The organism is Mycobacterium sp. NGS58 (assembly GCF_059812385.1).
This window is the reverse complement of the sequence record NZ_JCALCO010000013.1, coordinates 1-13,215: the sequence shown is the minus strand read 5'-3', so window position 1 is coordinate 13,215 and position 13,215 is coordinate 1. Positions and strand designations below refer to the sequence as shown.

The 13,215-nt window shown below is 67.0% G+C and carries 10 protein-coding genes; 9 read left to right on the top strand and 1 reads right to left on the bottom strand.

The window, feature by feature from the left end; all coding sequences use genetic code 11:
• The first annotated feature begins 32 nt into the window (after positions 1-32).
• Positions 33-2,660 (top strand): GH92 family glycosyl hydrolase, encoded by a 2,628-nt coding sequence (locus tag AC5Y4H_RS14070; RefSeq protein ID WP_499982613.1) that lies wholly within the window; start codon positions 33-35, stop codon positions 2,658-2,660.
• A gap of 4 nt (positions 2,661-2,664) precedes the next feature.
• Here the strand turns inward: AC5Y4H_RS14070 and AC5Y4H_RS14065 are convergent, their stop codons facing one another.
• Positions 2,665-5,040, bottom strand: coding sequence for a lysylphosphatidylglycerol synthase domain-containing protein (locus AC5Y4H_RS14065; protein ID WP_499982611.1), 2,376 nt, complete (start codon positions 5,038-5,040; stop codon positions 2,665-2,667).
• A 161-nt stretch (positions 5,041-5,201) separates the two neighbouring features.
• Between AC5Y4H_RS14065 and AC5Y4H_RS14060 the strand changes: the two genes are divergently transcribed.
• The 8 genes from AC5Y4H_RS14060 to AC5Y4H_RS14025 all read left to right on the top strand — a co-directional run.
• Positions 5,202-6,155 carry a class I SAM-dependent methyltransferase gene (locus AC5Y4H_RS14060; protein ID WP_499982610.1) on the top strand — a complete coding sequence of 318 codons (954 nt, stop codon included), beginning with the start codon at positions 5,202-5,204 and terminating at the stop codon, positions 6,153-6,155.
• Between the two features lie 7 nt (positions 6,156-6,162).
• Positions 6,163-7,116: a class I SAM-dependent methyltransferase gene (locus AC5Y4H_RS14055; protein ID WP_499982608.1), complete on the top strand. Its 954-nt coding sequence runs from the start codon at positions 6,163-6,165 to the stop codon at positions 7,114-7,116.
• A 73-nt stretch (positions 7,117-7,189) separates the two neighbouring features.
• Entirely contained in the window at positions 7,190-7,906 is a 717-nt protein-coding gene (locus AC5Y4H_RS14050) for a FadR/GntR family transcriptional regulator (RefSeq protein WP_499982607.1), read from the top strand.
• The gene (locus tag AC5Y4H_RS14045; RefSeq protein ID WP_499982605.1) at positions 7,903-8,700 is read left to right on the top strand and encodes an MlaE family ABC transporter permease; all 798 of its coding nucleotides are present in this window, start codon (positions 7,903-7,905) and stop codon (positions 8,698-8,700) included. The genes AC5Y4H_RS14050 and AC5Y4H_RS14045 overlap by 4 nt, the downstream gene beginning before the upstream one ends.
• 1 nt (position 8,701) lies before the next feature.
• A complete protein-coding gene (locus AC5Y4H_RS14040; protein ID WP_499982604.1) occupies positions 8,702-9,580 on the top strand; it encodes an ABC transporter permease in 879 nt (292 codons plus the stop codon).
• A gap of 3 nt (positions 9,581-9,583) precedes the next feature.
• Positions 9,584-10,795, top strand: a complete 1,212-nt coding sequence (locus AC5Y4H_RS14035) for an MCE family protein (protein ID WP_499982602.1) — start codon at positions 9,584-9,586, stop codon at positions 10,793-10,795.
• Positions 10,792-11,823 (top strand): MCE family protein, encoded by a 1,032-nt coding sequence (locus AC5Y4H_RS14030; RefSeq protein ID WP_499982598.1) that lies wholly within the window; start codon positions 10,792-10,794, stop codon positions 11,821-11,823. The genes AC5Y4H_RS14035 and AC5Y4H_RS14030 overlap by 4 nt, the downstream gene beginning before the upstream one ends.
• Positions 11,820-13,215: virulence factor Mce family protein (locus AC5Y4H_RS14025; protein WP_499982596.1), on the top strand; the 1,396-nt coding region annotated here is incomplete at its 3' end. The genes AC5Y4H_RS14030 and AC5Y4H_RS14025, both read left to right, overlap by 4 nt.

Below are 13,215 nucleotides of genomic sequence, written 5' to 3'. Positions count from 1 at the left end.
TTATGCCGTCGATTTCGGAGTATTAGACAGGTATGCGGTCGCGGCGGGCCCTCATTGCGGTCATTGCGGCGTCGGCCGTCTTCATGGTCTTCATCGCGGCCGCTCCGCCGAGGGGATACGACGGTCCGCCCCTATTCGTGGCGAATCCGGTCGACCACGTGGCGACGCTCATCGGTACCGGGACGGGCGGCGAGACGGTGGGAGAGATCAACAACTTCCCGGGCGCCACCGTGCCGTTCGGGATGGTGCAGTACTCGCCGGACACCGTCGGCAACTACGCCGGCTACAACTACGACAACCCACACTCCACCGGCTTCAGCATGACCCATGCCTCGGTGGGATGCGCTGCGTTCGGCGACATCTCGATGCTGCCCGTCACCGGTGGGATCGGCCTACAACCGTGGAACGCCGCCGAGGAAATCGCCCACGACGACACCGAGCAGGGCATGCCCGGTTACTACACGGTGCGGTTCCCGGGCACCGGGGTGAAGGCGGAACTCACCGCCACCGCGCACACGGGCGTGGGCCGTTTCAGCTATCCCCGCAACGGCCGCGCCGCCCTCCTCCAAGTGCGCTCGGGCTCATCCTTGGCCGGAAACTCCCGCGCGACCATCCAGATCGGTGAGGACAACACCACCATCACGGGGTGGGCCACCAGCGGGGGCTTCTGCGACAAGCCGAACGCCTACACGGTGTATTTCGCGATGAAGTTCAACCGGCCCTTCACCTCGTACGGATCGTGGGATGGCAGTGCCGTCTACGCCGGCACCCGCAGTGCGAACGCGCCGTACAGCGGCGGCTATGTGGAGTTCCCGGCCGGCTCGACGCTCGAGGTGCGCACCGCGATCTCCTACGTCGGTATCGAGGGCGCGCGATCGAACCTGGCGGCCGAGGGCACCGCGGGTTTCGACGATGTTCGCGCCGCCGCGTCGAAGGATTGGAACGCGGCGCTGTCCCGCGTGACGGTGGCCGGCCGCAACGTCGACGACCTGACCACCTTTTACACCTCCCTCTATCGATCGCTGATGCATCCCAACATGTTCAACGATGCCGATGGGCGATACGTAGGGTTCGACGGCTCCATCCATACGGTGACCGCCGGCCACACGCAGTACGCCAACTTCTCCGACTGGGACACCTACCGATGCCTCGCGGCGTTGCAGGCGTTGCTGTTTCCCGACCGGGCCGCCGACATGGCCCAGTCGTTGGTGAACGACGCCGAGCAGAGCGGCGCGCTGCCGCGCTGGGCGTTCGCCAACGCGGCAACCGGCGAGATGAGTGGCGATAGCGTGGTACCGCTCATCGTGAACCTGAATATGTTCGGGGCCGACGCCTTCGACGCCAAGACGGCGTTGCGCTACATGGTGGACGGGGCGACCAAAGGTGGGGTGGGCCTGAGCGGGTACGTGGAGCGCCGCGGCATAGCCAATTACCAGCGGTTCGGGTATGCGCCGTTCACAACGGAATTCGGCCGCAACGGCTGGATCGCCGACGCGTCGATCACCCTCGAGTGGTCGCTCGACGACTTCACTATTTCCCGATTCGCGGACAGGTTGGGCGATGCCGCGACCGCCGCCGAATTTCAGAAGCGGGCGCAGTACTGGCAGAACCTGTACAACCCGACGACACGATATGTCTCGCCGCGCAGCTGGAGCGGCTTCTTCCGGCGGGGCCCAGGGTTCGTGGTGGCCCCGGAAAACTTTGGCCAGGTCGGGTACGACGAGGGCAATGCCGAACAATATGTCTGGTCGGTACCGCACAACATCGCCGGCCTGGTGACCGCGTTGGGCGGCCGCGCCGCCGTGGCCCACCGGCTCGACCGCTTCACCGAGAAGCTCAATGTCGGGCCCAATCAGCCCTTCCTGTGGGCCGGCAACGAACCGAGTTTCGGCGTGCCATGGCTGTATAACTACATCGGTCAACCGTGGAAGACGCAGCGCACGGTCGACCGGGTGCGCGGGTTGTTCGCTCCGACCGCCGACGGCGAGCCCGGCAACGACGACCTGGGCGCGCTGGCCAGCTGGTACGTGTGGGCGGCCCTGGGGATGTACCCGGCCACCCCGGGAACGCCGATCCTCGCCGTGGGCGCGCCGCTGTTCGATCGCATCGAAATCGCCCTGCCCGCAGGCAAATCCATTCGAATCGCCGCCCCGGGGGCATCCGGACCCCAGCACCTCAAATACATCAGCGGCCTGAAGGTCGACGGCCTGCCAACCGACCGCACATCGCTGCCCGAGTCGATCATCAGCACCGGCGGCACGCTCGCGTATTCGCTGGCGGCCTACCCGGACAAGCATTGGGGCACAGCCGAAGCGGATGCGCCACCGTCGTTCGGGGCGGGCAGTTCGGCGGTGGCGGTCAACGTTGCTCAACCCGTCGTCACGATCGCGCCCGGACACATGGGCAGCGTCACCCTCGATGCGCAGCGCATGACCGACGGCACCGACGGCTACGCCGTCGCGGGCACATCGTCGGATGCCGGGATCGGCGTGAAGCCGGTGTCGGGTCGGTTCGCCGCGGACGGATCGGCCAGCGTCACCATCCCCATCACAGTTGCGCAGTCGGTGCGCGCGGATTACTACCTGGTGTCTTTGACCACCACGGTCGCCCAAAGCGTGCGGACCTCAACGGTTCTCGTGGTCGCCGAATCCGAAAAATAGATCCTCAGACCATTTCGTTGGTGGTCAGCCACCGCATCACCGGCCAGCCGACGAACACCGGTAGCCAGCAGGTCAGCACCCGGTACAGCAGGACCGACGGCACGCCGACGGCCGCCGGCACACCGAACGCGGCCAGTCCACCGATCAGCGCCGCTTCGACCGCCCCGACGCCGCCGGGCGTGGGCGCCGCGGACGCCAGCGTCCCGCCGACCATGGTGACCACGGTGACGGCCACGAAAGTCGTTCCGCCGCCGAAGGCTTCGATACTTGCCCACAACGCCAGCGCGGCGCCGAGGGTGGTGCCCGCGCAACCCAGCAGGATCAGGGTCAGCCGCCGCGGTTCGCGTGCGAGCTTGACCAGATCGGTCACCACCTCGTTCAATTTGGGGCGGACCTCGGTCGCCAGCCACTTGCGCAGCGTGGGCACGAACAGGAAGGTGCCGACGATGCCCAGTGCGATCCCCGCGATCAGGTACAGCAGGGTCGCGCTCGGGACGAAATGCCGCAGGTTCAGCGAGGCGCCGGCGGCGGCGCTGAACAGGACCAGCAGCGCGAGGTGCGCGATCACCTGGACCGACTGTTGCAGGGCCACGGCGGCGGTCGCTCGCATCGCCGACAGGCCGCTCTTCTGCAAGAACCGCGTGGACAGCGCCAGCCCGCCGACGCCCGCCGGCGTGGTGGTTGCGGCAAACGTGTTGGCCACCTGTGCGATTGACAGCGTCCAGAAGTTCACCATGCCGTCGGCGCAGGCCCACAATGCCGCGGCCGCTCCGACATAGGTGAGCGCCGATACGAGCAGGCCCAGCAGCGCCCACCACCAGTTCGCGGTCCTCAACTGGGAGAAGAACGTCGGCGCCGTGCTGATGAAGGGGTAGGCGACATAGACGAGTGCGCCGAAGAGCACCAACTGGACGATCTGGCTGCGGGTGAACCTGGTGATGGTCTGGGGCTTGATCTGACCAGCACCGGTTTGACGTTTGACCTCGGCCCGCGCACCGGAGATGACGGCACCCGCGTCCGGCACCGAGCGCCGAATATACTGTGGCACAGCGACTTTCGTGAGGCGGCGAGAGGCGCCCAGGATGGTGTCCTTGCCGAACACCTCGATCGCGGCGCTCACCGCGGACTTCGGCTCGTAGAGCGACGAGGCCGTCACCAGCAGCTGTGCGATGTCGGATTGAAGTTGGGCGTCGGTCGCTCCGTATTCGGCGTTGCCGAATCCGCCGAACATCACGGTGTCGTCCTCCACCGTGATGTGGTGGCTGCGTAGGTCACCGTGGGCGATCTGGCGGTCGTTGAGGACGCGCAGCGATTCCCACAGCCGGGCAACGGGAGTGGTCTTCGCACATTCGTCGATGGGCGTCCCACCGGGAGGCCGGTGCGAGTAGAGCATCCAGCCCCGGTCCAGCGGGGCGACGGCGACCGTCGCCGTATTGGCCAGCCCCGCCTCACCGATCGCGATCGCCATCAACGCGCGGTGCTCCACCGCGCGACGCATGGAGGTCACCAGGGGCGCGGTTTCGGCGTTGCGCAGCTTCAGTTTCTCCCAGAGCTGGCGCAGCGCCCCGCCGCTGCGCTGGTGCGGGCCGTACAGTTCGATCAGCGCTGTCTCTCCGAGGTGTTCACCGTCGGCTGAAAGAATCAGCGGGCCGCGGCCGGCCGGCCGGACCACGGTGAGCCGCGAGACGGCGAAGCCGCCCTTGGCCAGCGCGCGTACCGCGCCCTCCAGCGGCACCTCGAGCGCGGGGGTGCCGACCACGAGCACCACCAGCGCGCCGACGATCCACCCCACCGCCAGACCCACCAACGAGCGCGCGGGGACGATGGCGCTGATGACCAGATGGATGGGAACGAAAGCCAGCAGCAGCGCCCACCACCAGTGCCGCCAGCGCGCCGGCAGCCACGGGCCCGAGACCGTCAGCACCGCTGCGAGCATGCCGATCCAGCGCGGGTCGTCGAGGAATTGCGCCGGAACCGTGCTGAGCCGATCGGGAATGTCGAAGTGCCATCGTGGTGACGCGATGCCGCTGGCGCTGATCGACAGCAACAGGATCGCGCCGAACCCCGCGGCGGCATATGCCCCCAGCAGTTTCCACTGCCCGGCGACGATCAGGCCGATGAGGATCACGAAGGGCAAAGCGACGATTGCGAACCCGTACACCAGGTACACCACGTCGGATTGCGTGGGTGACAACACACCGACGATCTGCGACACGGACTTCTCCAGTGCGATCCACTGCGGGCGGGTGATCACCGAGCCGGTGATCACCACCGCCAAGAAGAGCGAGGCCAGCATCAGTCGCAGGATGTCGTTGGTGCGCCGGGCCAGCGGGTGCAGCAAGTTGCCGGAAACGACGATGTCGCGCCCGTCAACTCGCATGTATCAACGATCCTCCGGGTTCGCGCCGGCACGTGGCTTTCGGCCTGCTGAGTCGCCCGCCGACAAGTTAACTCAATACCCGGTTCGTTGACAGCTCCCACTCATCCGGCGCGCGTAGGGTCGGGTACGCAGGCGTGCTAGCAATTCAGGAGGGCACCGGCGTGGCCAGGACGGACGACGACAGCTGGGAGATCACCGAGAGCGTCGGGGCGACCGCGCTCGGCGTGGCGGCGGCCCGCGCCGCGGAGACCGAGAGCGAAAACCCACTGATCAGCGACCCATTCGCGCGGGTGTTCCTGCAGGCCGCCGGAGAGGGCATGTGGGACTGGTTCGCCGCTCCCAACCTGCCCGCCCAGATCGCCGAAATCGAACCGGACCTCAAACCGCGGATGCAGCGCATGGTCGACTACATGGCCGCGCGGACGGCGTTCTTCGACAAGTTCTTCCTCGATGCCACCGCCGCAGGCGTGCGGCAGGTGGTGATCCTGGCGGCCGGGCTGGACTCGCGGGCCTGGCGGCTGCCCTGGCCGGACGGCACCACCGTGTACGAGCTGGACCAGCCGCGGGTGCTGGAATTCAAGGCGTCGACGCTGGGCGACAAGGGCGCCCAGCCAACCTGCGAGCTGGTCAGCGTTCCCGTCGATCTGCGCCACGACTGGCCGTCCGCATTGCAGCGGGCCGGATTTGACGCGTCGGCACCCAGCGTGTGGTCGGCCGAGGGGCTGTTGCCGTTCCTGCCGGCGGCCGCGCAGGAGCTGTTGTTCGAGCGGGTGCAGGCGCTCGGCGCGCAAGGCAGCCGGATCGCCGTGGAGGCGCCCGGCCCCGACTTCCTCGACGAGGGCGCCCGCGAGAGGCAACGCCAGACGATGCAACGGGTGCGCGACCTGATGGCCGAGCTGGAACCCGACCGCGACATCCCCGACGTCCAAGACCTGTGGTACTTCGAGGAACGTGAAGACGTGGGTGACTGGCTGGGCCGGCACGGCTGGGCCGTGACGGTCACCCCGGCGCCGGAGCTGATGGCCGGCTACGACCGCAGACCACCACAAGACATTGACGACGCCGCGCCGCAGACACTGTTCGTGTCGGCGCAACGGACCGGAAAGGGTGAGTGACCGAGATATGAGCGGAGCCAGAACCGACAACGACAGCTGGGAGATCACCGAAAGTGTGGGGGCGACCGCGCTGGGCGTGGCCTCGGCCCGCGCGGCGGAGACGCGCAACGAAAACCCTTTGATCACAGATCCATTCGCCCAGGTGTTCCTCGACGCCGCGGGTGACGGCGTGTGGAACTGGCACTCTGCCGGGCAGCTGCCGGACGAAGTCATCGAAGCCGAACCGACGTTGCCGCTGCAGATGCAGTCGATGGTCGGCTATATGGCCTCCCGCACCGCGTTTTTCGACAACTTCTTTCTCGGCGCCACTGGCGCGGGCATCCGCCAGGCGGTGATCCTGGCGGCCGGCCTGGACGCGCGGTCCTGGCGGTTGGGCTGGCCGGACGGCACCACGGTCTACGAGCTCGACCAGCCCCGGGTGCTGGACTTCAAGGCGTCCACGCTCGCCGAGCATGGGGCGCGCCCCACCTGCGAGCGCATCGCGGTGCCGGTGGACCTTCGCCAGGATTGGCCTGCGGCGTTGCGGCAGGCGGGTTTTGATGCCTCCGCACCCAGCGTGTGGTCGGCCGAGGGCTTGATGCCGTATCTGCCGGCGGCGGCCCAGGAGCTGCTGTTCGAGCGCATTCAGGAGCTGACCGCTCCCGGCAGCCGGGTCGCCGTGGAGGCCTTGGGTCCGAAGTTCCTCGACCCGCAGGCACGCGCCAAGCGCCGTGAACGGATGGACCGGATCCGCGGGCTGATGGCCGGCATTGATCCGGATCGCGAGGTGCCCCGGACCGACGAGCTCTGGTATTTCGAGGAGCGCGAGGACGTGGGCGAATGGTTCGGCCGCCACGGCTGGGACGTGACGGTGACACCGGCAGACGAGTTGATGGCCGGCTACGGGCGCGCGGCGCCCGAGGAAGTCCGGGACTACGTGCCCGGGAATCTGTTTGTGGCGGCGCAGCGGACGGACCGGTAGCCGCCCGGCAAAGATTTGCGACACGCCGGTGGTCTGACCACCTGACTGGCTGTCGGCCAGCCACACTGGCCGCATGGCGCTGCAGCCGGTGATTCGACGATCGGTGCCTGAAGCGGTTTTCGACCAAATCGCGACCGATGTGCTCAGCGGCGAGATGCGCCCGGGCGCGGCGCTGCCCAGCGAGCGCCGGCTGGCGGAGGTTCTCGGGGTATCTCGGCCCGCCGTCCGCGAGGCGCTCAAGCGGCTGTCGGCCGCCAGCCTGGTCGAGGTGCGCCAGGGTGGCGTCACCACCGTGCGCGACTTTCGGCGGCACGCCGGCCTTGACCTGCTGCCCCAGTTGGTGTTTCGCGATGACGATCTCGACGCGGGCGTCTTTCGCAGCATCCTCGAGGCCCGGTTGCGCATCGGCCCGAAGGTCGCTGAACTGGCGGCCGAACAACACGGACCCGAACTGGCTGCGCTGCTTGACGATTCGCTGCGCAGTCTCGAGGCCTCGGCGGGAACGTCGGAGTGGCACCGGGACACCCTCGCGTTCTGGGATCACCTGATCGACGGCTCCGGCTCCATCGTGTTCCGGTTGATGTACAACCCTTTTCGCGTCGCCTATGAGCGGGCTCTGACCGTCCTGGCGATCAACGCGGAGGCCGACTCAACGGACATGTACCGCAAACTGGCCGAGGCCGTCTGCGCCGGCGATGCGGCCGAGGCGGGGAAAGTCGCCCAGCATGTCCTCGAACTCGCCAACTCCACGATGATTGCCGCGCTCGAGCGCCGGGAGAAGCGGCGATGAGCACCCACGCTGTGATCGCGACGTATCTCCGCGGCCAGATTCAGCCGGGGGTCGACGCGGTCGGCGGCTTCTTCCGGACCTGCGTGCTGACCGGCAAGGCGCTGTTCCGGCGTCCCTTCCAGTGGCGGGAGACCATCGAGCAGGGCTGGTTCATCACCGGCGTCTCGTTGTTGCCAACCCTCGCGGTCGCGATTCCACTCACCGTGCTGATCATCTTCACGCTCAACATTTTGCTGGCGGAGTTCGGCGCCGCCGACATCTCCGGCGCCGGTGCGGCTTTGGGCGCGGTGACGCAGTTGGGGCCGCTGACCACGGTGCTGGTGATCGCCGGCGCCGGATCCACGGCGATCTGTGCCGACCTGGGGGCGCGCACGATTCGCGAGGAGATCGATGCGCTCGAGGTGCTCGGCATCGATCCGATCCACCGGCTGGTGGTGCCCCGCGTCGTCGCCGCAACCATCGTCGCCACCCTGCTCAACGGCGCGGTGATAACCATCGGCCTGGTGGGTGGATTCGTGTTCGGTGTTTTCATCCAGCACATTTCGGCGGGCGCTTACGTCGGCACGCTCACCCTGATCACCGGCCTGCCCGAGGTGGTGATCTCGGTGGTCAAGTCGGCCGTCTTCGGAACCATCGCCGGCCTGGTCGGCTGCTATCGGGGGCTGACCACGAAGGGCGGTCCCAAGGGCGTCGGCACCGCCGTCAACGAGACGCTGGTGTTGTGCGTGATCGCGCTGTTCGCCGTCAACGTCGTGCTGACCACGATCGGCGTGCGTTTCGGGACGGGGCGCTGACGTGGCCGCGATATCGGCGCCCGGCGCGCTACGCGCCCGCTACCCGCGAACGGCCGCCAACCTCAACCGCTATGGCGGCGGCACGACCCGAAGGCTGTACCAGATTGGGATTTTCGCGAGGTTCGCCCGGATCAGTGTCGGGCAGATCGGGTGGGCGCTGCGCCATTACCGCCGCGAGACGTTGCGGCTGATCGCCGAGATCGGCATGGGCACGGGCGCGATGGCCGTGGTCGGCGGCACCGTCGCGATCATCGGGTTCGTGACGCTGTCCGGCGGATCGCTGATCGCGATCCAGGGCTTCGCCTCGCTGGGCAACATCGGCGTCGAGGCGTTCACCGGGTTCTTCGCCGCACTGGCCAACACCCGCATCGCCGCACCGATCGTCGCCGGGGTCACGCTGGCGGCCACGGTCGGTGCCGGCGCAACCGCCCAGCTGGGTGCCATGCGGATCAGCGAGGAGATCGACGCGCTGGAAGTCATGGGCATCAAATCGATTTCGTTTCTGGTCTCCACCCGAATCCTGGGTGGGCTGGCGGTGATCGTGCCGCTGTACGCGCTGGCACTCGACATGGCTTTCACGTCGGGCCAGGTCGTCACCACGGTGTTCTACGGGCAGTCGAACGGCACCTACGAGCACTACTTCCGCACCTTTCTGCGCCCCGAGGACGTGGGCTGGTCGGTTTTGGAGGTCGTCATCATCGCGGTGGTGGTGATGATCACCCACTGCTACTACGGCTACACCGCAAGCGGCGGCCCGGTCGGCGTTGGCCAGGCGGTCGGTCGGTCCATGCGATTCTCGCTGGTTTCGGTGGTGGTTGTGGTCCTGCTCGCCCAGTTGGCGCTCTACGGCGTCGACCCGAACTTCAACCTCACGGTGTAGCCGATGACGCCGGTGCCGCGGACGGGTCGACGCGCCTGGGTGTACGTCGAAGGCGTCGTCCTGCTGTCCGTCTGCGGACTGGTTTTGACGTTGGTGTACCTGCAATTTCGCGGGGACTTCACCGCGAAGACCGAGCTGACGATGGTCGCCACCAGGGCGGGCCTGGTGATGGAGCCGGGATCGAAGGTCACCTACAACGGGGTCGCGATCGGGCGGGTGGCCGCCATCTCGGAGATCGAGCGGGACGGTGCCCCGGCCGCCAAGCTGTTGCTGGACGTTGATCCGCGCTACGTCAAGCTGATTCCGGCGAACGTGCTGGCCAACATCGAGGCGGCAACGCTGTTCGGCAACAAGTACGTGTCGTTGATCGCGCCGGAAAATGCATCGCGGGAGCGTATTTCGACCCGGGATGTGATCGACGCGCGCTCGGTGACCACCGAATTCAACACGTTGTTCGAGACGGTCACCTCGATAGCCGAGAAGGTGAGTCCGGTCGAGCTGAACGCGACGTTGTCCGCGCTGGCACAGGCGCTGGACGGGCTGGGAAGAAAGTTCGGCGACTCGATCGTCAACGGCGACGCCATTCTAGCGCAACTGAATCCGCGGATGACCGAGATCCGGTATGACATCCGGCGATTGGCGGACCTCGCCGACGTATATACCAAGTCCGCACCTGACCTATGGGACTTTTTGCGCAACGCGGTGACCACCGCGCGCACATTGACCCGACAACAGGGTGACCTGGACGCAGCGCTGTTGGCGGCGGTGGGCGTGGGTCGCAACGGTGAGGACATCTTCGCCCGTGGCGGCCCGTACCTTTCGCGCGGCGCCGCGGATCTGGTGCCGACGGCCGACCTGCTCGACACCTACAGCCCCGAACTGTTCTGCATGATCCGCAACTTCCACGACGCCGCTCCGGAAGTCGCGAAAGCGGCCGGCGGCAACGGTTATTCGTTAGCGGCGGCCGGATCGATCATCGGTGCCCCCAATCCCTACGTTTATCCGGATAATCTGCCGCGGGTCAACGCTCACGGCGGCCCCGGAGGGCGGCCCGGCTGCTGGCAGAAGATCACCCGCGACTTGTGGCCCGCCCCGTATCTGGTGATGGACACCGGCGCCAGCCTCGCGCCCTACAACCACTTCGGACTCGGCCAGCCGCTGGCCACCGAGTACGTCTGGGGACGCCAATACGGGGAGAACACGATCAACCCATGAAAATCACTGGCACAGCGGTCAAACTCGGCGTCTTCTGGTCCGTGTTGGCGATGTTCACCGTGATGATCATCATCGTGTTCGGCCAGGTGCGGTTCGATCGCACCACCGGATACTTCGCGGTGTTCACCGACGCGAGCGGGCTACGGGCCGGGCAATTCGTGCGTGCGTCGGGGGTCGAGGTCGGCAAGGTCGCCAAGGTGGCGTTGACCGACGGCGATACCCGGGTGTTGGTGGAGTTCAAGGTCGATCGCTCATTGACACTGGACCGGGCGACGACCGCCTCGATTCGCTACCTCAACCTCATCGGTGACCGATACCTCGAGCTCAAACGCGGCGAGAGCGGGCAACGTCTGGCGCCTGGCGGCGAGATCCCGCTGGAGCACACCCAGCCGGCCTTGGATCTCGACGCACTGATCGGCGGATTCCGGCCGCTGTTCAAGGCTTTGGACCCGGGCAAGGTCAACAGCATCGCACAGTCGATCATCACCGTGTTCCAGGGCCAGGGTGCCACGATCAACGACATCCTCGACCAGACCGCTTCACTCACCGGGGCGCTGGCCGACCGCGACAAGGCGATCGGCGAGGTGATCAGCAACTTGAACACCGTGCTGGCGACGACCGTCAAGCACGAGAAGGAGTTCGACCGCACGGTCGACAAGCTGGACTTGCTCATCACCGGGTTGAAGGACAGGGCCGATCCGCTGGCCGCGGCCGCGGCGCACATCAGCGACGCCGCGGGAACCGTGGCCGGCCTGCTGGGCGAGGACCGGCCGCTCTTGCACGACACGCTCGGACACCTCGAGGGCATCCAGCAGTCGCTCATCGCCGACCTGCCGACGGTTGACGACGTGCTGGGCAAACTCCCGGGCGCGTTTCGCGTAATCGGCCGTGCCGGCGGCATTTACGGCGATTTCTACAACTTCTACCTGTGTGACCTCTCGATCAAGGTCAATGGATTGCAGCCTGGCGGTCCGGTACGCACGATCAAGCTCTTCGGCCAGCCGACCGGAAGGTGCACGCCGCAATGAGAACGCTGACGGAGTTCAACCGGACCCGCGTCGGTCTGATGGGCGCCCTGGTGACGCTGCTCGCCGTCGGCGTAGGGCAGAGCTTCACCAGCGTGCCGATCCTGTTCGCCACCCCGACCTATTACGCGCAATTCGCCGACACCGGCGGTATCAGCGTCGGCGACAAGGTGGAAATCGCCGGGGTGAACGTCGGTCTGGTGCGCTCGCTGGTGATCAACGGCGACAAGGTTCTGGTCGGCTTCTCCATGCCGGGCAAGACGATCGGGACGCAAAGCCGTGCCGCGATCCGCACCGACACCTTCCTCGGACGCAAGAACATGGCGATCCAGCCACATGGTTCGGAATCGTTGCGGCCCAACGGGATCATCCCCTCCGGGCAGACCACCACGCCGTATCAGATCTACGACGCGTTCGTCGACGTCACGAAGGCGGCAACCGACTGGAACATCGACCTCGTCAAACGGTCGCTGAACGTCTTGTCGGAGACGTTCGATCAGACGGCACCGCACCTGAAGGCGGCGCTGGACGGAGTTTCCAAATTCTCCGGCACCATCGGCAGCCGAGACGATCAGATCAAGCAGCTGCTGGCCAACGCCGACAAGGTCACTCGCGTACTCGGCGACCGCAGCCAACAAGTCGACAGCTTGCTGGTCAACGCCGATACCCTGCTGGCCGCGTTCCGGCAGCGCAGCCAGGCGCTGAGCATCCTGCTGAGCAACGTGTCAGCGGTGTCGACGCAGGTGTCCGGATTCATCAGGGAAAACCCGAATGCGCACCATGTCCTACAGCAGCTAGACACGGTCAGCGACGAGCTGGTCAAGCGGAAGAAGGAACTGTCCGACGTGCTGGTGTTGGTCAGCAGATACACCGCGTCCCTGACCGAGGCGGTCGCGTCGGGACCGTTCTTCAAGGCGATCGTCGCGAATCTGATTCCCGCCCAGTTGCTTCAGCCGTGGCTCGACGCGGCGTTCAAGAAACGGGGCATCGACCCGGAGAACTTCTGGCGCAGCGCCGGGTTGCCGGCGTTCCGGTGGCCCGACCCCAACGGCACCCGGTTTCCCAATGGCGCACCGCCGCCGGGGCCCCCGGTGCTGGAGGGCACCCCCGACCACCCGGGGCCGGCCGTACCGCCGGGATCGCCGTGTTCGTACACGCCGGCGGCCGATAGCCCGCCGCGGCCCGGAAACCCGTTGCCGTGCGCACTTTCCGATCAGGGCCCGTTTGGCGCTGTCCTTGGCGGCTTTCCTGCACCGCTGGATGTCGAGGCGTCGCAGCCAAAGCCTGACGGACTGCCGCCCACGCCCGGTATCCCGATCGCGGGCCGGCCGGGCGAGGCCCCGCCGGACGTTCCCGGCACCGCGGTGCCGCTTCCGGGGCACGCGCCGCCGGGGG